Origin of the sequence: Streptomyces sp. MNU76, assembly GCF_020982545.1 — a bacterium.
GTDB lineage: Bacteria > Actinomycetota > Actinomycetes > Streptomycetales > Streptomycetaceae > Streptomyces.
The window spans coordinates 1,302,716-1,322,731 of the sequence record NZ_JAJKLK010000003.1 but is presented as its reverse complement, the minus strand read 5'-3'; the positions used below and the strand labels follow the sequence as shown (position 1 = coordinate 1,322,731).

12 protein-coding genes are annotated in these 20,016 nt (G+C 65.1%); 4 read left to right on the top strand and 8 right to left on the bottom strand.

Going from position 1 to position 20,016, the window contains the following annotated elements:
- Nucleotides 1-18 precede the first annotated feature (18 nt).
- The 3 genes from E4N62_RS12220 (at nucleotide 19) to E4N62_RS12210 (ending at nucleotide 6,288) form a co-directional block, all read left to right on the top strand.
- Entirely contained in the window at nucleotides 19-1,200 is a 1,182-nt protein-coding gene (locus tag E4N62_RS12220) for an IS3 family transposase (protein WP_230213891.1), read from the top strand.
- Nucleotides 1,201-1,276: 76 nt separating this feature from the next.
- Nucleotides 1,277-3,649 carry a hypothetical protein gene (locus E4N62_RS12215; protein WP_230213890.1) on the top strand — a complete coding sequence of 791 codons (2,373 nt, stop codon included), beginning with the start codon at nucleotides 1,277-1,279 and terminating at the stop codon, nucleotides 3,647-3,649.
- The gene (locus E4N62_RS12210) at nucleotides 3,649-6,288 is read left to right on the top strand and encodes a pPIWI_RE module domain-containing protein (protein ID WP_230213889.1); all 2,640 of its coding nucleotides are present in this window, start codon (nucleotides 3,649-3,651) and stop codon (nucleotides 6,286-6,288) included. The genes E4N62_RS12215 and E4N62_RS12210 overlap by 1 nt, the downstream gene beginning before the upstream one ends.
- Nucleotides 6,289-6,778: 490 nt before the next feature.
- Here E4N62_RS12210 and E4N62_RS12205 read toward each other — a convergent pair whose 3' ends face one another.
- Complete coding sequence (locus tag E4N62_RS12205; RefSeq protein ID WP_230213888.1) at nucleotides 6,779-7,246, bottom strand: NUDIX hydrolase; 468 nt, start codon at nucleotides 7,244-7,246, stop codon at nucleotides 6,779-6,781.
- Nucleotides 7,247-7,452: 206 nt separating this feature from the next.
- Between E4N62_RS12205 and E4N62_RS12200 the strand changes: the two genes are divergently transcribed.
- Nucleotides 7,453-8,337 carry a hypothetical protein gene (locus E4N62_RS12200; protein ID WP_230214101.1) on the top strand — a complete coding sequence of 295 codons (885 nt, stop codon included), beginning with the start codon at nucleotides 7,453-7,455 and terminating at the stop codon, nucleotides 8,335-8,337.
- Between the two features lie 3 nt (nucleotides 8,338-8,340).
- Here the strand turns inward: E4N62_RS12200 and E4N62_RS12195 are convergent, their stop codons facing one another.
- The 7 genes from E4N62_RS12195 to E4N62_RS12165 form a co-directional block, all read right to left on the bottom strand.
- Nucleotides 8,341-8,796 carry an NUDIX domain-containing protein gene (locus tag E4N62_RS12195; RefSeq protein ID WP_230213887.1) on the bottom strand — a complete coding sequence of 152 codons (456 nt, stop codon included), beginning with the start codon at nucleotides 8,794-8,796 and terminating at the stop codon, nucleotides 8,341-8,343.
- A gap of 192 nt (nucleotides 8,797-8,988) precedes the next feature.
- Entirely contained in the window at nucleotides 8,989-9,636 is a 648-nt protein-coding gene (locus E4N62_RS12190; protein WP_230213886.1) for an HAD family hydrolase, read from the bottom strand.
- A gap of 620 nt (nucleotides 9,637-10,256) precedes the next feature.
- On the bottom strand, nucleotides 10,257-11,147 hold the full coding sequence (locus tag E4N62_RS12185; protein ID WP_230213885.1) for a DUF5655 domain-containing protein: 891 nt from the start codon (nucleotides 11,145-11,147) through the stop codon (nucleotides 10,257-10,259).
- Nucleotides 11,148-11,770: 623 nt separating this feature from the next.
- A complete protein-coding gene (locus E4N62_RS12180) occupies nucleotides 11,771-15,301 on the bottom strand; it encodes a hypothetical protein (RefSeq protein ID WP_230213884.1) in 3,531 nt (1,176 codons plus the stop codon).
- Between the two features lie 308 nt (nucleotides 15,302-15,609).
- A complete protein-coding gene (locus E4N62_RS12175) occupies nucleotides 15,610-16,005 on the bottom strand; it encodes a hypothetical protein (protein ID WP_230213883.1) in 396 nt (131 codons plus the stop codon).
- 739 nt (nucleotides 16,006-16,744) lie between these two features.
- Nucleotides 16,745-18,712 carry a hypothetical protein gene (locus E4N62_RS12170; protein WP_230213882.1) on the bottom strand — a complete coding sequence of 656 codons (1,968 nt, stop codon included), beginning with the start codon at nucleotides 18,710-18,712 and terminating at the stop codon, nucleotides 16,745-16,747.
- Between the two features lie 40 nt (nucleotides 18,713-18,752).
- Nucleotides 18,753-20,005, bottom strand: a protein-coding gene (locus tag E4N62_RS12165) for an IS3 family transposase (protein ID WP_230213881.1) whose coding sequence is annotated in 2 segments (ribosomal slippage) — nucleotides 18,753-19,723 and nucleotides 19,723-20,005 — 1,254 coding nt in all. Because the reading frame shifts where the segments join, the coding sequence is not laid out codon by codon here.
- Nucleotides 20,006-20,016: the final 11 nt, after the last annotated feature.

The window sequence follows — 20,016 nt, the reverse complement described above, 5'->3', positions numbered from 1 at the left end:
CAAGGAAACGAGGAAGAAGTGGCGCCACCCAGTAAGTACTCGCCGGAGTTCCGCGAGGAAGCCGTCCAGATCGCGTTGAGATCAAGCAAGACGATCTCCGAAGTTGCCCGGGAGCTTGAGCTGAACTCGGAGACACTACGCGGCTGGGTGAAAAAGTACCAGAAGCAGCAGGAACCGGCCCCCGATGCGGAACTGACGGTGAACGAGCGGGCGCGCCTGAAAGAACTCGAACGACGCAACCGCGAGCTGGAGATGGAAGTTACCTTCCTGAAAAAAAGCCGCAGCGTACTTCGCGAAGGATCCCCGGTAGCAAGCAAGTACGAGTTCATCGACGAGATGCGGCTCGACACCGAGAAGTACGCATACAGCGTCGAGTTCATGTGCGGCCGACTCGGCGTCTCCAGATCCGGCTACTACGACTGGAGATCCCGCCCGGAATCCGCGACAGCTCAGCGGCGCGAAGAACTGAAATTGCTCATCGAGAAAGCCTTCGACATGTCCGACAGCACCTACGGGCACCGGCGCATTCAGGCCCAGCTGCACCGCTGGGGTGTCGCCGCAGGCGTGGAGCTGGTCCGCCGCCTCATGCGCGAACTGGGCCTGGTGCCATGCCTGCCACGGCCGAAGAGGTTCAACCTCACTCAGGCTGCGGCCGGCCAAGTGCCGGACCTCGTCGGCCGCGACTTCACCGCGGATGCGCCCGGCAAAAAGCTTGTCGGCGACATTACCTATATCGCGACCGGGGAAGGCTGGCTGTACCTCGCAACGGTCATCGACTGCTGCACGAAGGAAGTCATCGGTTACGCGATGGACGACCACTACCAAACCCCACTGATATCCAGGGCGATCCGTAACGCGGCACGGAACAGGAACCTCTCGGCCGGCGCGATATTTCACTCGGATCGCGGAAGTAACTACATGTCAGCCGAGTTCGGGAGGACGCTGGACCGCTTCGGGCTCCGCAGATCTGCCGGCCGCACCGGGATCTGTTTCGACAACGCCATGGCCGAATCATTCTTCGGCTCCCTGAAGAACGAGCGCGTATCAAGGGTGACTTACCTTACCCGCGAGGCGGCCCGGCAGGACATCACTCGCTACATCGAATTCTGGTACAATCGCAAACGCCTCCACTCGGCGGTGGGTTACCGCCCTCCGTGCGAAGTCCACGCCGAGTACGAGAAGTTGCGAATTACCGCGTGAAATAAACGGTCAGAAGCCTGTCCGGAAAACGCGAGGCCCCTCAGTCAGCTTCCTGCAGGCCCTGGGCATCGATGCCGTGCCCATCTTCGGACGCACCCGGGAAGGCGTCCACAAGGACCGGTTCTGGCGCTCGCTCCTCCATGACGGCGAGACGACCTTCCCCACAGGTCTGGACCCTGCCGCGGCGTTCGCTGACGATCAGTGCTACCTGGAGGAGCTGCGGCTGACCAGCAGGACCGACCGGGCCCCGCTGCCCCGCGAGGAGCGGCCCTGCACAGCCCGTCTCGCCGTCGCCGGCGAGAGCGGGCGTCGAGACTGCCCGCTGCTGTCCCGGTGCCCTTCGCATACGGCGGCACGCAAGGTAGCCGAAGCACAGGTGTGGGTGACGACCGCGGCGGGCCTGGCGTCGACGCGGATGCCGCAGTCCCAGATCGACGTCCGCGTCGCCGAAGCGGCCCAGCACCACCTGTCCGTCCTGCTCGTGGACGAAGCCGACACCGTGCAGCAGCAATTCGACGACCGGTTCCTGCTGCACGAGATCCTTTCCCAACCCGGCAGGGGCTGGAGTCACCGAGTAGGCGACCGCATCGGGCAGCGACTGGAGCACTCCTGGTTCCTTGATCTACTCAACCCGGAGGTGACGGCCGGCGACAAACACTTCCGTCGGCACGATCAGGCACTGACCGAGCTGTACCGGCTGGTCATCGCCTCTGGTGCGGACGCACTGCGCGACGTCATCGCCGAGGGACCGTTCACCGGCTACAGCCTCTTGCGGCGCTTGGCCCGCAGCCTTCACGGACTTGGTGAACGGACTGACTTCACGGACAAGGCGGAGCAGGAAGAAGCCGCCGACTACTACTTCGAAGAGCACTTCGCCTCGCTGCTCTCCGCCCCGTTCCAGGCTCCTGCGACGAACTGGGCCGAGCTGATCGAGGCGATGACGGCAGCCCACGACACTCGTGTCTCGGCCCAGGAGGCCGCAGAGGCATGGATCACGACGCACCAGCCCGCCATCGACGAGGCGAAGGTCCGAGGCACGCTGGCGGAGTACGCACAACTGCTGCAGGCCGGGGTGTGGGCCGCGCGAATCACAACCTCTTTCTTCGAAGTTGCCCAACGGCTGCACGCCATCAGCTCCTCGCCGATCGGCGACGGGGAGGACTTCTGGAGCCGGCAGCCGCCACGTGACCTGATGCCGTTCGTGCCCGAACAGGCTGCCGGGAACCTGATGGCACTTCAGTGGCAGCCCAACCCCGGTGGTGACAGCGGATCGTTCAGCATCCTGTGGCTGCGCGGGGTCGGCCGCTGGCTGCTCTACCACCTCCATGATCTCCTGACAGCCGAGGGCATCGAGGGACCACATGTCGTCCTTGCCTCCGCCACCAGCTGGATGCCTGCCTCGCCCCGCTTCCACCTGGACGTCGCCCCGAACCTGGTACTACGGGAGCCGGCCAAAGCCAGAGCGGCGCTGAAGGAGAGCAAGATGTTCTTCCGGCCGCCGCGCTACGTCGACGGCCGCCCCGTCTTCACCTCGGGCACCGGCGGCGACCCCACTCGACACGCCCACGCCCTGTGCACGGCCGCCGACTGGATCTGCAACCCAGCTCCCGGTGCGCGCGAGTCCCTGCTCCAGCAGGCCCGTCTGCGGCTGGCCGACGACCGTCAGCAGGTCCTGTTCACCGTGCAGAGCACCCGCGATGCCCAGACGGTCGCCGACTACATCAACCACAAGACGCCCTACACGGCCCTCCACGTCATCCGCGACGACGACCCGCCCACCCGGCACAGCATCCCAAGGCGCCGACTGCCCACCTTTGCCGCTTCCGGCGCCGACATCCTGGTTGCTGCCGAAGGCGCCGTCCAACGCGGCCACAACATCCTCAACGCCCGCCGCGTCGCCGCCCTGGGCGCGGTGTTCTACCTGGCCCGCATCCACCCACCCGCCGACGATGCCACCTTCCCGCTGTCCCTGCTCAGCCGCGAGGCGATGCGCCGCCTCCGCAACCCGATCGAGCTGGCCGACCCCTCGGTCGATCCCGTCGACCTCGCGCGCAAACTCCGCCACGGCGAACGCCGCCGCTGGCAGCAGCGGGTCGGAGAGCCGGTGCTGTTCTCCCGCCTGACCGACCCGGTCGAACACGCGGCGTTCGTCGGCAACTTCCTCGTCCCGCTCCACCAGACGATCGGCCGCGGCATCCGCGGCAACGAACCGGTGCTGGTGTACCTCTGCGACGCCGCCTTCGCGCCCCGCACCGCCACGCTCGACAAAACCGCTGCCGACACTCCCCGCACGAGCGTGATCGTCGCCGCCCAGCAACTCCTGCACGGCTGGCTCACCGATCCAGGCCCAACCGCCACCGCGGCACAGCGCCTCGACCATGAACTCGCCCACGCCTGCTGGGGCCTGGCCTCCCATCTCCTCGACAACATCGACTGGGGTCACCGCTGATGCCCGCCTACCGCGCCACCCAAGCCACCGCGCTCACCTTCGCTACCGGCGCCAGCTGGCCCGTCACCGGCTACCGCGCGACCTGCCCACCGGGGATGCTCAGCCTTCTGCAGGCCGCCTGGGAGGCCCGCCCCAGCCGCCGAAAGCGCAACGGGCCCGACAACCTGCCCACCAAGTCGCTGAGGGACTTGATCACTCTCATCGACCCGGAGATCACCTCCGTGCAATGGAACCCGCGTCATCCGGCGTGGCTGCGCGCGCGTACCGAGATCGACCCGGACCTGCTGCTGATCGCGCTGTCGGCATGGGCCTCCACGCACGTGGCGCCCCAGGTGCCGGACACCGACTGGTACGGCCGTCTCGAAGGCGCCGGCCAGTTCGAATGGATCCCCGAAGACCTCGACCTTGCCCAGCACGGCCTCCACGCCAACGGCACCGCCAACCCTCCCGCGCACGTCTTCGACCTACTGCCCAGCCTCGTCGCCGAACATCTCACCACCACCGACCTTCAGCTCCTGGGCCACCGCCGTGACCTGCGGCTCGGCCCTACCCAAGCCGACGGCCGCCGCACCCTGCATCTCGGCCAACCGGAGCCCCTCATCGATGAAGAGGGCGCGGCGGGAGCCAGCGTGGACGTCCTCACCTTCCACCTGGAAACCGTCCCGGGCGTCCCCGAAGTCCACCTCCACATCGACCTGGGTATGACCCGCTTCGCGACGAACGCGCTCGACTACATCCCCCGCCGCGGAAACGGCGACCCCACCGCCAGCGTCCTGCTCTCCGCTAAAGAGGGATTCATCCACCGCCGCGAACGTCCCATGCTCCTGCAGAGCTCCGTCACCATTCGCCGACGCGGACAGGACAGCTCCTGGGCCTGGCAGCCGGGCGTCACCAGCATCCTCGCCCGCCTCACCCACCACGAGCCACCCAGCCTCGATGAACTGCGCGCCGCCCCTGGAACCGCGGCGCGTCAGCCCTTCGCCGCGCACCTCGTCCACAGCACCGGAATGACCTACCGCCATCCAAACCAGGACGGCGCCCCGCCGGCTCGTGCTACGCACGACCACCCCGTCGGCCACGGCTACCAGCCCCGCGACCACATGGAGGCCCTCGCTCAGGTCGCCCGACAGCTGGAGGACAAGGGGCTGGTCCCCCTGACGCCCAGCCCCAAGGCACGGACCCGGTCGAAGACACGCCTGCCGATGCAGCTGCCCGACTCCCCCACGTACGAACTCGAAGTCTGGGCCTCCTCCGACCGCACCTGGCAAGGTCTACAGACAGCCGCCGCCGACAAACTCGGACTGACTCCCGCCACCTCAACAATGGAGTGCGCCAGCTTCACCGGACCGATCAACCTCACCCTGCACCGCCACGACCCGCAAGACCTGACCGCCGGCCTGCCACGCTCCCCCGAGTCGGACCCGGCAGCCCGCCGGGCTGCCTACGAAGCCAGCGAGGCCGAACGCACCACGCGAATCACCCGTGCATTCCCCCGCCTTGCCCACCCCATCGCCTGCATCGTGGAGATGGAAGGCGCGGCCTACTTCTCCCGCACACACCAGCGCGATCCCAAAACCCTCTTCAAGAAGGTCCTCCCGAGCCTGCGCCGCAACGTCCAGGGCCTGCGCCCCATCCCGCCGGCCAACCCCAATCCCAGCAAAGCAGCCTTCGCCAAGCGTTTCCCCGGCACCGACTTCGCGACCACCGACATCGAGCGCGCCGCTTCCGCTCTCCGGGACGCCCTCCGCCAGGCCGGTCACCTGCCCAAACTCACTGCCCCACCCGGCGTCGAAGGCCCCTTCGAGCTGATCACCGTATGGCTCGCGCCCGCCGGCGAGCGGATGCTCGTGCCCATGCTGATCCGTCAGCACACCCATGAGGAGTCCACGGCACAGCTCATGACGACGGGCAGCCCCACCGAGCGCCCCATGCCGCTGACCGCCCTGCCGGAAGCCCTCGTGGCCGGCCGCGGACGCGTGCCCCGTACCGCTCGCGCGGCCCTCGCCGAATTCCTCACCAATGCTCTGTCGCTCGACTCCACCGTCAACCGCCTGTTGCTCGTACGCCGCGCCCGGACGAGTGACAAGGACATCTGGCCCTGGCTACAGGACAGCCGCATCACCTTCGACCAGCTCGTGCTGCCGGGCATCGACATCACGGCCCCTAACGCGGACCCAGACCGCCGCAAGCCCGGCGACCAACCGGGCCTGCGCATCATCCGGCTACGCGAGCGCAGCGATCGCTCTGCAGTGCCCAGGGCTTTCGGTGTCACCCAGGAAATGGTCAGCGCCGGCGACGACACCGACGAACTGATCCCCGTCACCCGGCACGGACGATTCTCCGGCCTCGTTGAAGTCGGGGAACGCGCCTTCTGGGGCATCAACCCGCGCCCCGATCAGAACCAGACCCCTCTCACGCTCACCAAGTTCGACCCAGCCCAGACCGGCAACCGGACGTGGACCTGCTCCAACCCCACCTCCCTGGAGATCGTGCCCGCCTTCCTCCAGGACGGCGACAACCCGGCCGACTGGGCCATGTACGTCCACGCCCAACGACGCCTCCACGCCCACACCAACATCGCCACCACCTGGCCAGCCATCGTCCACCTCGCCGAACTGATGGAGGAATACATCATCTGATCGGCCAGCCCCACGCCACTGGTGACTGGTCAGGTCACACGCGCTAGCCGGATGGGTCGGAGGCCATCCGGCCTCGCGTCGTCGCACCCAGGTAGATTCCGCCGCACGCCGCCCATGCAAGGATGGCGGATTCTTCGGAGGGCCGTTGTCGTCACCGTACGAACCGCACCGGCCATGCGTCCACGTCGCGGACAAACAGATCCCACGTGGCTGAGTCCTCGCCCTCCACGTCTTCCATGGTCACTGGCAGCTCTGGGTCAGGAGTCGCCCCGTGATTCATGCTCTGTTCGGGCCGGAGCCGCATGCGTTATGCGTTATGCGTTATGCGTGACGATAGCGGGCGTGCAGGGCGGGTGGTCCAGCTGAACGCCGGGTGGGCCAGCCTGGGATACACCTGAAAGCGGGATGGCAGGGCGACCACAGCGCAGGGGGCGGGTATCGCAACCGCCGGGCGGGTGACCTGATTCTCCGACGATGTACGCGGGTCGGGTCAGCGCAGGACGATGGGACGCTCGGGCACGCCTTTGGCGAGTACCTCGGTGATGAGGTCGAGGAGACCAACGGGGTAGATCGTCTCCGGGGTGTCCCTCAGCTCCTGAAGCGTCCACCAGCGATGGGCCTGGATGTTGTCGGGCTGAGTGGCATGGGCGGGGTCGACATCCTTAGGCGCGAGTTGGGCGAGAAAGTACCGCTCGACCTGCCGGACTTCCCGCCCGCCGACTGCATGATCCGTGCTGCGCTGGGCGACCTGCGTGCCCAGTACGACGTCCTTCTCGTCGACGCCGAGTTCTTCGCTCAGTTCACGGAGCGCGGCGGCGGCGTGCTCCTCCCCTACCTTCAGGGAACCGCCGGGAGTGGCCCAGTAGCCTCCGCCCTCGCGGTAGCGCAGCAGGAGGACCCGCTGGGCATCGTCAAGGGCGATGACGCGTGCGGCTTCCCGCAGGGGTGAGGTCGTCATGCCGCCCATTGTGGTGGTTCAGCCCCGTTCGACGAGGCGGCTCCGACCCAAACGGTGTCCTAGTCTTCTGCCTGAGGGTGACGAGTGCGTGGGCTGGTAGTTCAGACCGGCCGCACGGCGGACGTCAACGGCCGGCGCCGCCGCACAGATTGAGGCGGCTGCCCATCTCGGGATTCGGCCCCTGCGTGCTTGCTACGGTCCCGCATATGACGCTGCCTATGCCTCGTGCTGTTGATCTACGCCGGGAACCGCTTGACGGGGTGCTGGAGCGTGTGGAGCGGTCGCTGCAGGTACGTCTCGACCGGGAAACAGCGGTGCGCAAGCGCCGGACGGTCGGGGCACGGACCGACCGCAATACATGGGTGCGCATCGAGCGGCGAGGGTTCGACCGGATCGGCGCCCAGGGGTGGAACGGCCCCGAATCCGCTGCTGTCCTGAGCGGGGTCGTCATGCCGCGGTGGTGCACAGGGCTCGCTTGGTGCGAGCCGGGTGAGCCGGTGATGTGGCGGGCGGATGAGATGGAACTGGTCAATGCCGCGCCGGTCGGTCAAGCCGCTCTCGTGATCGAAGACCCTCGTCTCGCGGATGCGTGGTGGTCCGCTCTGAACGCCTCGCTGGACGCGCTCGCTGCCCAGTCCGCACCCCGCGTCGCCACGCCGGACACCGAAACCATCAGGCAGGAGCTGGTGAGAGCAACCCTCGGGGAAGTCTTTCCCGAGGTGACCGACACCACGGTGGAGGAGTGGCTGCCGGCCCACGCCGACCTGACGTGGGCGAACGTGACCGGCCCGGAGTTCTGCATGATCGACTGGGAAGACTGGGGCATGGCACCACGAGGGCTGGACGCGGCAACGCTATGGGGCCACTCCCTCGCCGTCCCGGCCTTGGCGGAACGTGTGTGGAGCGAGCGTCGGCCGGACCTGGAGAGCAGGTCCGGTCGGCTGATGGCACTGTTCGTGTGCGCGAAGATCGCGGGGCCACACGCGCACCCCAAGGATCCCCGTCTGGAGCCGGCCAGGAAAGAAGCCGCGCGGCTCCTTTCTGAGCTTCACGGCTTCGGACGACGCCCCTCGGGCAGCTGCCCGGACTGACCGTCATCCGGCCTCTGCCCAGCCGTCGAATGAAAGGATCGGGCCGCCGTCCAGGTACCGCTTGACGGCGACCAGGGTGGTGTGTGTGAACGGTTGCGGCAGGTCGTCCGGCGGCACCCAGGCGATGGTGTCGTGCTTGTGCGGCTCCGCGTTGTGGGGAGTACCGCTCCACCGGTCGGTGTGGAAGACCAGGGCCATGAACATCCCTGGGACCTCCGCTCCCCAGGAGCCGTGGACGACGTGGACCAGGCGTAGGTCCGCCTCGGCGGCCACGACGCCCGTCTCCTCCTTCAGTTCCCGTACCGCGGTCGCGGTGATCGGTTCACGGGGCTCGCCCTTGCCGCTGGGGACGTCCCACTCGCCAGGCGCGAAATCCAAGTGCGCGCTCCGCCGAAGGATGAGGAGTCTGCCGCTGTCCGGATCCGTGACGAGAACAGCGGCGATGAGCCGCGTCGTCATCGGTTCGCTCTTCCACCGGGCTGCCGGCTGATTCGACTCAGTCAAATCGCCTTCCTCCAAACGATCTCGAGCTGTGGGCGCATACACCCAGCACATGGGATCGGTCAGTCTGCCGCAGCAGCCGTTTGGGCCGCCTCGATTTTTTCGCGCTCGGCTCTTGTTGAGACCCCTGGGTCGGACCCGTGGCGTCTATCACGTCGTGCTGATAACGAAGTTGATCGCGGAGGAGACATCGTCGGCAACATGAGTGGGTCGGTAGGCGTCCTGGAGCCACCGCCGCCCACCCGACACCCACACGCTTCGAAGACCGAGCGCGTTCGCGCCCGCGATGTCGGCGTGCGGTGAATCACCGATGATCCAGGCGCCAGTGAGGGGAGCTCCGACGGCTTCCGCCGCCGCTTGGAAGATCTCCGGGCCCGGCTTCTTGTGACCGACGTGTTCGGAGATCACCCAGCCCTGGACGAGCCGGTCAAGCCCCGTATTACGGATCTTCGCTTCCTGCTGCACGGTCCGGCCATTGGTGACGATCACGCAGGTACAGCCGCGGGACAGCGCCTTGGCGAGCGCCTCGCGGGTGGTCTCGGCCAGTACGACGCGATCAGCCGCGCCACGGTCAAGAAGAGTCCGGATAGCACTCTCAGGAAGCACCGTGCCATAGCGGTCCGTCATGGCCTCGGCGACAGCGGGTTTGGGTGTGTAGCCGCTCGCGTCGAGGGTCATCAGCCAGTCGATGTCGGTTTCAGGCAGTGCATTCTCCGCCAGGAGAGCGGTCGCCGCGGCCCGGAAGGCGGCGTCGCGGTCTACCAATGTGTTGTCGAGATCCAGCATCAGCAGCTGCATGAGCGGCAGTAGACCACGAGCCATAGCCTCCGGGCAGGTGGGTTTCCCGGCCGCGAACCGCGTGATCTCAAGATGAACCAACGTAGGTGGTCGCGCCCGGACTAGCCTTCGAACCGGACCGACGTCAGTGCGAGAGCCGGGCATCCACGAGTAGGCGCACACGATGAGCACTCCGTCCCGGAGCCCACTCGACGAGTTCGGCCGGGGCCTGCCTCCGGGCGCTTGGCCCTGCCCCGGCACATCGGCTGGGGCCCGCACGACGAGTACGGCCTAGCCGGCGCACCGTCGACTGACCCGCATCGGTCGGCGCGGCCGGTGGCGGCATCGGTCCCCTCCGGTCCCCGATGGCTCCGGGAGGGTGCGGACTGGCATCGCAGGCCGTCCGGCACCCGAAGCACCGCTGACGATTGCGGCGAGCTGATGACGGCTCGGGCAGGTGAACGCAGCCTGCTTCGAAGCGGGGCAACATAGCGCGGGATCGCCGGTTGGCCAAACCGGCGATCCCGCGCATCATTGGTGGTCCACCGCCACTACCTGCCCGTACGTCGGAAGGCACGACCACCACAACATCCACAGCCGCCCAACCCCGTACGCCCTCACGTCACAAACACACCGGACGGCTACGCCGCCGCGTAGCTGGCGCGGAAGAGGTCCACGGCCCGCTCCATGTCCCGCTCGGAGCGCAACTGCACCTCCAGGTCGCCCGTGCCGTGGTGGCCCAGCCCCGTCACATCCCGAGTGAAGCCAGGCATAAGGTCGACCTCCTTCGGGTCGGCCTTGAGATAGACGAGGAGCTTGGTCTTCTGCGGCGGGCAAACGCAAGCGAAGTTCCGCAGGCGCTGATAGGCCCGGTACTGCTTGCGCTGCACCCGGCTGACACCGTCCCCGAGGCCGAGCAGCACCTCATCAACCGCCTCCACCAGCTCCGCCAGCGCACCGCCCTGCTCTCGGGCGGGCGGCAGCCCGGCCGCGCTCCGGCGAACCCGCCGCACGGCCGGCGTCCGCCCGGTGACGGAAGCCACGGTCTCAAGTCCAATCAGGTCCTTGCCGAAGAACCGGTAGCGGACCAGGTCGATGCTGCGCCTGTGCTCGCGTACGGCGTGCCCGTCGTAGCGGGTGAAATCGCCGGCGACACAGATCAGCCGGGGTGCGCTCCACAGCACCTGGGACGCGGCCGATACCCCGAGCCGGTCGCGGACCAGGTGCCGGAAGGCGTCCTTGTGCGCCATCAGCCACGCCATGTAATACAGACCCTGATTGATCACGCTGGCCGAGGTGCCGCGCTTGAACTCCACGACCACCGGCGCCCCGTTCTCATCGAGCCCCAGCGAATCGATTCGTCCGCCGTCAGCACAGTCGATGACGTACTCGCTCGCCAGGAACCGCACCCCCAGCATCGTCTCCATGTGCGCCTCGACGAGGCCCTGCACATCCGCCTCGATCTCGGCAAGACGCGGCGCGACCTCCGTCACGCCGCCATTCGTCGTGTGGAACAGCTTCAGGCCCGACACCTTCCCCTCCTCGGCTCGAAGATCGAGAACGCAGGAGAGGGGTAGATCTATTTCCGCGCGGGCGCACCGAACAGGTGAGGAGATGTGAGACGGTGACCACTTGGCACAGCCGGGAACCCCTGCATCCCATCCGTCCCAGAGGTGCCCTCATCCCACATACGTCCCACACCCCCTGACAGCGTGTCAGCGAGGAAGAAAGCGGCAGGTCAAAGCACCTGCCGACGAGATGCGCCAGGCGCCTTCTAAGCGCCTGCTCTGTCGCTGATGGCTCATCGAGTCTTTGCCAGTAACGGATCATAACGTTCTGTGATTTATCAAATGGTGCGGTCGTACTCGAGCTGGAGCAGCGGTGGACCGCTTCACATCGAGCACCGCGGTGTATGTGACACTGGTCGACACGTGAGGCCCCTCGGTCAGAACAATCCGTCGCAAGATCGTTCCTACCAGGGGCCTTACGCCTGCCCGGACTTGGGGACCGCACGGGCGGCAGCGCAAGCATCGCGATCACAGCGAGCGACGAACGCTTACCGGGAAAGACTCAATGCGACCATCCGATACCGCACATATGCAGGACTAAGCTAAAAATTACCTGGCTTGCCTATGCTCCTGCCGAATGTGGCTAATCACGCAAAACGTACCATCGGCCGCCACCCAACGCCAGACGTGCCCGGATAGAGCCAACCTTGGAGATCGGGCGGGTTATTCCGCTGTTCGTCATCGTCCGGCCTGCTTGGATTATCGACCGGACACGTCCAGTCAAGGTATCCGCCGAAGCTTTCGAGACGCCAGTACGGGACCCAGGGAGAGACGTCCTTCGGAAGTGGTGAAAGAGCTCGCAGCATGTCCGTGATCGGTTCGCGTCCAGGTGAGAGCAGCGGCCGACTCTCGGCTGAGACATCCCCCCGCGCCGAGACGACCCGCCATGAGCCCGTTCCCAACTTTTGGGACATGTTTTCGAACTTTTCCTGTAGGTAGCGACTTGCATCTCGGAACTGGCTTTCGATTGCCTTCACCGTACCGAGTTTTTCATGCGCAAGATCATCTATCGATGTCCGCAAAGTGCTTTGCATTGGGAGCGCCCACTCTGCAGTCTCGTCGAGCACCGACGCCAAGTCGGAGAGTTCAATACCATCGATGAAGGGAACAGTAACTTCGGCAAGGTCTAGGACACGCGGTAGCCGTGACTGTCCCTGGCCGGCAACCGCACCTTTCCGGCCTACGCTGAATACTCCAGCGAGAAAAACATTGGCGAGGCAGTCATCTGTCCATCCGACCGCACTCTGAGTGCATCCCACAAGTGGAGCGGGAAGAACGAGGAGTCGACCGCCTCTAAATAGAGCCGAAGCCTCCCCTGCCAGAAACGCTGTAACTTTTCGTGGAAGGGGGTTGGCCCACCCTACCGCAATAGCCCAGCGATCGCGTATCCGGGTGCTTGTCCACTCATAGCCGTGGCCGCCCGTAACTGCAATGTCGGTAGGCAAGGGAACCATCACCATGCCGCCTCCAAGTTGCCCCTTCCATTTGACGATGACCGTATCGAAGAGAGGGCATAGCATGCGTGCCAGGGATCGGATTTCATCAACTGAAAACACGTCGACGGCGATAGCATCGTGAGGCTTAGCTTGGACGGCTGCCGCGACTCTCAAGAATCCGCCTCGACCCCATGCGTCCAGAAGTTCCGATTCAGGGCCGCCTGTTTGGTTGTGCCATTCTTCCCACCAGGACACAACCGGGCTCACTTGCGCTGCCACAGCTTCACGTAGTGAACTTCTTCGGGCAACGAGTGCTATATCTCGTGCTTCCTGTGAGCGTAGCCACCCGATGGTGGGTAGTTCCCTGTCGTCGAGGTGTCTGTCGAAGGCACGTGCACGAGTGGAGACCATATCAGGACGGTCGCTATCATCGGTGTCGGTGAGTAGGCTCTTGACGAGATCACTTGCCCGTTCCGGGTGGCCTGCAAGTCGAAGATCCTCCGCTTCGCGTAGCCATGCTTCCATGCCAACCTGGAACGAGAATTGTGGATGCGCCATTGCGGTGTCTGATCTCACATCGCAAAAGAGTTTTGCAGCCTCTTCTAGCCGACCTAGACTCTCAGCGACCCTCGCACTCCAGAAGGCTATATCAGCCAAGAGGATTCCTGCATTTCCTTTAATATGCGTCCGTTCTTGGTCTGTGAACGTCAAAGCCAAACCGAGAGCCTCGTGAGCCTCGGCAAGCGCTGTTTCCCGAGCATCTCGGGTACTCTCCGACGCGGCCGCGAGGCGGGCAAGTGTCCGACCTCGCGCAAATAGGGTGCTTACCCGTAGGGTCACCCATGATTCCATTGGTACGCCAAACGCGGGCTTGTGCTTCTCGCACCATTCTTCGGCTCGCCCAAGGTACAACCGGGCTATCCGCCCCTCGCCTAGCTCTGCCGCCAGTTCGGCTGTTTGGAGAGCAATGGTTGCGGACAGGGCAGCGTCTGCTGCGGGCGCAGCGATATCGTAGCTCGCTACAAGCAAGGTGAGAGTGTCGTCCAGGCGGCCCGCGCGGTTGAACTGTGCGGCGATTTCTCCAAGTGAGTGCACCGCTAGCGTCCGGGGGACTGTACCTTGCTCCAACAGGTCCTTTACATCACCGACGAAATCCTCGACGTCGTTAGTTAAAACCGTCCCTGTATGGCAGGTGGCGGCAAGCCAATTTGCGCCAAGGGCGAGTCGCGGGTCGCCCACTGCGCGGGCGAGTAGACGTTCTACCTCACCACGTAGCGCAAGCACCTTCTCCTCCTGCCCAAGCCGCGAGAGGGCCTCTAGGCGAGCAGATAGAGCTTCGACTTGATAGTCGATAGCGTTCGGATCTGCCAGCCGGGCTACATCGTCCGCCAGTCGCAACATCTCGGTTGGCCGCTGCTGCACCCGGGCCAGCAACAGTCGCTCTGCTGCCACGCGGACTGGGTCTGAGCCCAGTCGCTCAGCTGCGGCAACATGATCTTCGATCATCTTAAATTGTTCGATTCGGCCAGCATCATCTGGCGACGAATGCCACAACTGTTGGGCCAAATTGCGTGCTGCGCCAAGATGTGCGCGACCTTCAAGCTGGAGATCGCTGCCAGTCTCGGCGAGATCTCTCGCTTCTTCGCATAGATTCGCCGCCGCCTCAAATTCGTATCGCACGCTATGAGATTCCGCATCTTCTAGCTTGGTTCGCGCCTCTGCAAGTGCTTCCTCCTTCAAGGGATCGAGTGGGGCGGGAAAGAATTCGATGAGCGCCCTGGCGTAGGCAGCCGCAACTACGGCCGCATACGCCTGCCAAGTGTCGTTCTTGTAGGGATCGCAGTAGTCGCATATGCCTCGGATGACGAGATATCCTTGACCTGCAGTCCACGATCCATCTGCAACGCCTGAGCCTTCCATCTCAACAGCCCGCACATCAAGACGATCTCTCAAGGCATCGCGAATCCGAGGATCTTTCAAGAGTACATTTGCTGAAGCGATTCTTCCGAAGTGCACGCGCGGGTGTCCCACCCGACGGTTGGGATCCCGAGGATGCCGGATGATCCGAGCTGGTTGGCTGGAGGTATAAAGCCGATCTGTCGATGCGTCGGGTCGCACGGCTCCAGGAAGGCGCACCAAAGCATGAGCAATGTGCTGCTCCCATGGGAAGCTTCCCAGGTCCTTCTCGGACTCCAGAAGGTTTGCCTTACCGATCAGCGCGCTGGATGGTGACGAAGAAGAGTCTCTGATCTCTACCGCGCCTTCCGCCAGCTTGACGTTGTCGTATTGCACGACACCAAAGTGGTTCGATACCACGATATCGCCGAGGCGAACATGCTTGTCAGGGTGACGTGGATGAGGTACACCCCCAGCGATTCCGACCATCAACACGTACTTGATATCCCGGAAACTACCCAACAGATGTGACGCCGCGATGGCTGCGCTGTTGTTGGCGGGCTTCTTCTGAAGGGTCACCACCACTCGATGTGTTCCAGAGCCGTCCAGGGCTGTTACGGTCCCAACTGCGTAGTCATTTGGATCGTCCTTGACTTCTACGATTTGGGACTCGTCCAGAACCGCGCGCATAGCGGCGAACTCTTTTGGCAACGCTGTTACCACCCCGAAGACGCTCGGGGAAAGAGAAGCGACGTCTACAGACTTGGCGCCTGAGTGGTCACTCATCTTTACCACCTGAGCCCGAATCGGATGGACCCCTACACGCGATTCTGCCACTGGACGTCTTCACTCGCAGTTCCCCAGGTTGAACTCGTAGGGTTCCACAGGTGTGACGTTCTGCGATTATCGGAGTATGACGGATACAATGCGCTGCGGGCGCGGGTACATGCGCCGAGGCAGGAACGACTGAGCCTGGAGGCCCCGAACGGTTCGCGCTACATCCAGTCCGGCCGCATCTGATCATCGGCAGCCTGCCGCCCACGAGATGGGACTGGTCACATGGCCGACGTCCCTGTTCACGAGGTGCGTGGCTGTCAGGGTAGCGCCAAGACTTTTGCTTCCTCACCATCGCGGCTGGCCAAAGCAGCGTTCTCCAGGGCGAGCAGGTTCAGGGCTGTGGCGTAGATCTGAAGCCGGCCTTCCAGATCCCGGCAGTGGGCTTGGAGTTCGGCGTGATTCTTCTTGAGCGCCTCGAACTCATCTGCGTGCCGGAGGTGCGCCGATCTCTTCGCCTCCTCTTTCATGGCCTGGGCCTGGAATAGGTCCTTGAGGTCGGTGTGCTGGTGGGTGAAATGCCACCGTTTGGCACTAGCCTCGATGGCCAGCTGCAACACATTCAGTCGTCCGGTGGACCGCTGTGGGGTGCCTGCGAACAGGCAGTTCATCGCGGCGAGAATCGCCCGCCGGACGGAGTCCGTCTCGTGGTCCATCGGGAACCGGCTCATTCGGCGGAACCTCCGGCGCCGTGGGCGTTGATGATCTGCTCCAGTCGGTCCCCCTTGCGGATGAGTGAAGAAGTCATGTGCGGGCCACCAGACCGCATCCGTTTCCCCGATGCGGAGCTACGGCCCACGGGTCAGCGCGGAACCAGCACGGGAGGGGTGATGAGGGGTGCTCACAGGTCAGCACCAAGTCAGCACGGGGACGAGAAAGGGGCCTGCCTCCGAAGACAGACCCCATCTGACCTGCATATTTGCCAGATCAGTTGAGCCGTGCCACGTCACCCGCTACACGTTGAAGCGGAAGTCCACCACGTCTCCTTGCCATGCCAGCCTTGACGTCGCGCGGACCTACCCACACACCGGACCGCTGACCGGCGGCACCGGCCGGTCCAGCTGCACCAGCGCCACTCCGCCTCCCTCCAGGCATTCAGGCATGCGTCATCGAAGTCACTCACGAATGTCTCGGACTGACGGAGAATGACGCTCAGCAGGTCTTCGAACACTTCTACCGCGCTCCCTCACCGGTACCACAGAAACCGGCTCCGGCCTCGGCCTGTCCATAGCGGGCAGATGCATCAACGACCTTGTCAGCGGCCTCGAACGAGCGACGCCGGGACGCTCAGGTTCACCAGCGAGAAGTATTGGAGCCGGACTCCGGGCAGGGTCGCGATGCTCGAAGAAGTAACTCCCGGACTGGCACAGGTATCCGCGGTCTGACTACATGCCATCACTCGATCAACCCGCCCGGCGAGGACCGACAATCCAGCGCCGCGGCGGCAGTGCGAACCGACCGACGGCAGTCCCCGCGCAGCGTCTCGCGCACGGCGGCATGGCTCTCCCCGTGGGGGAGGTCATCAGCAAGTACATAGCGGACGCGCGGACTTGGATCGACGGCCAGGCGAGCGCCAAGGTCTGCTGGCGATGGCCGTTCCGTGGTACACCACAGGCGGGCTGCCAGGGCGCGAACTCGTTCTGCAGAGTGTCCGGCCAACACGGCGGGCGGCAACACATGCTGCTTGGGGGACAGCTTGGCCAGCGCTTCCACCGTGAGGCGTTCGGCTGAGCCTTCCGCCTGGGCGAGAAGTGGAAGCGCGAGTTCAATGATCCGTTGGGCGTCGGCATCGGTGCTGGCTAGGTGGGCTGCCGTGGCCACGCCGTGATAACGAAGAGTGGTCAGTCCCATGTTCAGCTGGAAGCGGTCATAGGAACTCGTACTGGCCAGATCGTCTTGGGCACTGCCGTCGAGTCGGCCCCGGGCTGCCTCCAAAGCTGCTTCGAATGGGCGGGCACGCTGTTCGGGGCTCAGGTGCGGGGCGAGGACCGCGAGAGCATCAAGAGCGTCTTGACGTTCATGGGCTGTGTGATCGTGGCTACGAACGCGGGCGGTCATGGCTTTCGCAAAGGACTGCCACTCGGCCGACTGTAGAAGGTGGCCGATCAGAAGTGCTGCTTGTGCCGGCGTGGCGGTGAGATCTGGATCGGTGCTGCCGCTTCGGCCGAGGGCTCGGTCGAGGAACGCCCGTGCCAACGGCCGACCTGCGTCAGCCGGCGCTCTTGCCAAGATCAAGGCTTGCGCGGCGTCGGCGTTGCCGCTTGCCGCCATGCTGCAGCGCTCGGTGACCACTGACGGCTGGAGACGGAGCACCGCTTCCCCTTGCCCCAGCACCGTGTTGGCCATGAAGGCATCAATCAGCAGGCCATGACAGATCCGGTCGACGGCCTCTACCTGGAGGCGGCCCGAGTGCCGCTGAGCAATCCGGACGAGTGCTTCGGTGCACGCCTCATCGGTGGTGCGGTTGCGGCGTGTGCGACTGTCAAGCATTCGGAAGGTGGCCTCGAGGAAGCGCTGGGCCTGCGCGGCGCTCGACGCGTCAGCCAACCGAGCGAAGGCACCGAAGGCGGCCTGGCGCGGATCGCGGGTGCCAAAAGGAACGGGGTGTTCGTCCCCAATCTCCGTCAAAGCCGCGTCGGCCCAGGTGCGAGCATCGCCGGCCAAGAGTAGGTCAGCGGCGGCTTGCACGGCGAGGAACGTGCCGTGTCGTCTCCATCGCGGTTGGTCGGGCAGATCCTCAGGAACCTGGAGGGAGAACGGTTCCTCGGGTAGGCGACCGCTGAGCGACTCGAGAGCCTTGTCGGCGCCAGCGGAAATGAAATGGCTGACGGCAGCAGCAAGCTCCCCGTTGTCGAGATGAACTCGACCGAGAATTTCGTGGGCCTCGTGCTCCTCAAGCCACGCAGCCGAGACCGTCGCCTGCCGGAGGTACTGGGTGAGGGCCTGCAGGGTCTCAGCTGGACGGGCCTGGTTCGCCACCCGTCCCAAGGCCCGCTCACGGGCGGAGAATGGCTGCGGCAGAACACTGCCAGAGCCAGCAGCCCGTAGGACAGTCGCGGTGGGATACGCCTGACCGATCTTGTCACCCTGCAGGCCGTAGCGGATGCGGACAAGGTTGTGCGCCTCGATCCACGCCGCAGCATCCTGATGATTGCTGCACTGAACAGCGCGCTCAATGGCGTCGTCGTACCGGCCGAGGGCTTTCTGCGCCTGCCCGTGAGTGGCCAAGAAACGGCCATGGCGGGCCAGCAGTAGCGCGGTGATCGGCCGAGGGAAGTCGGCTCGGGCGGATTGGGCAAGGGTGGTCCACGCGGTTCCAGTGAGGTCCAGATCAGCCAGACATGCCCGCAGCCGCGCCTGCAACAGCGCATCTCTCTGAACCGCCCCGGGTTCGGTGGAGATCTCAGTTGGTGGCTGTGAGCTGGGTTTTCGTGGTTGCTCGGTAGTAGTTGGCTTCGTATTCGACGGGCGGAATGTGCCCTATCTCACCGTGGAGCCGGCGGTGGTTGTACCAGTCGACCCACTCGGCGGTGGCGAGCTCGACGTGCGAGAGCGTCTTCCACGGCCGCTGCGGTTTGATGACCTCGGTCTTGAACAGACCGATCGTCGACTCCATGAGCGCGTTGTCGTACGCGTCGCCGACCGAGCCGATTGAGGCCGCGATGCGGGCCGCGTCGAGGTGTTCGGCGAGGCGAAATGAGGTGTATTGCGACCCGGCGTCGGAGTGGTGGACCAACTCGCCAGGGGCCGGCGGACGGCCGTCGCGGTCGCGCTGCCACAGCCCCATGTCCAGGGCGTCCAGGACGAGTTGGGTCTCCTTCGACAACGACGCGGACCAGCCGACAATGCGACGCGAGAAGGTGTCCACGACGAACGCGACATAGACGACGCCCGCCCAGGCCGCGACGTGTGTGAAGTCGGCGACCCAGGTGCGGTTCGGAGCCGGGGCGACGAACTCGCGGTCGAGCAGGTCCGGGGCCCGGGCGGCGGCCGGATCCGGCATGGTGGTGATGACCTTCTTGCCGCGGACGGCGCCGGCGATGCCGAGCTCGCGCATGAGGCGCTCGATCGTGCAGCGGGCCACCTCGTGGCCCTGGCGGTTGAGCTGTCGCCAGACCTTCCTGGCGCCGTAGACCCGGTAGTTGGACTGGTAGACCTCCTGGATCAGCTCCTTGAGTTCCTCGTCTCGCACCGCTCGCGGAGAGGGGCTTTCGAGGCGTTTCTTGCAGGCGTAGTAGGTGGAGGGGGCGATCTTGCAGCTGTGCTGGGTCAGTACGCGGCAGATCGGCTCGACGCCGCCGAAGCGGTCCCGGTGCTCGTCGATGAACGTTACGAGCGAGGAAGTGGCCGGTCGAGCTCGGCCGCGAAGAAACTCGCCGCGGCCTTCAAGATCTCGTTCGCGCGCTTGAGTTCGGCGATCTCCTTCTTCATCGCCTTGATCTGCGCGGACTCCTCGCTCGTCGTCCCCGGCAGGGTCCCGGAATCGATCTGGTCCTGGCGGACCCACTTGCGCAACGTCTCGCGCGAGCCGATGCCGAGCTTCGCCATCACCGCGTTGATCGCGGCGGACTCGGTCGGGTAGTCACCGCGGACCTCGGCGACCATGCGCACCGCGCGCTTGCGCAGCTCAGGGGGATAGGAGGAGGGACGTGCCATGACTCTGATCC

Coding starts and splice junctions, on each gene's coding strand:
- E4N62_RS12200 (WP_230214101.1), top strand. CDS start 7,453: ATGACGCTGCCTATGCCTCGTGCTGTTGATCTACGCCGGGAACCGCTT.
- E4N62_RS12195 (WP_230213887.1), bottom strand. CDS start 8,796: ATGACGACGCGGCTCATCGCCGCTGTTCTCGTCACGGATCCGGACAGC.
- E4N62_RS12210 (WP_230213889.1), top strand. CDS start 3,649: ATGCCCGCCTACCGCGCCACCCAAGCCACCGCGCTCACCTTCGCTACC.
- E4N62_RS12205 (WP_230213888.1), bottom strand. CDS start 7,246: ATGACGACCTCACCCCTGCGGGAAGCCGCACGCGTCATCGCCCTTGAC.
- E4N62_RS12190 (WP_230213886.1), bottom strand. CDS start 9,636: ATGCAGCTGCTGATGCTGGATCTCGACAACACATTGGTAGACCGCGAC.
- E4N62_RS12175 (WP_230213883.1), bottom strand. CDS start 16,005: ATGGACCACGAGACGGACTCCGTCCGGCGGGCGATTCTCGCCGCGATG.
- E4N62_RS12180 (WP_230213884.1), bottom strand. CDS start 15,301: ATGAGTGACCACTCAGGCGCCAAGTCTGTAGACGTCGCTTCTCTTTCC.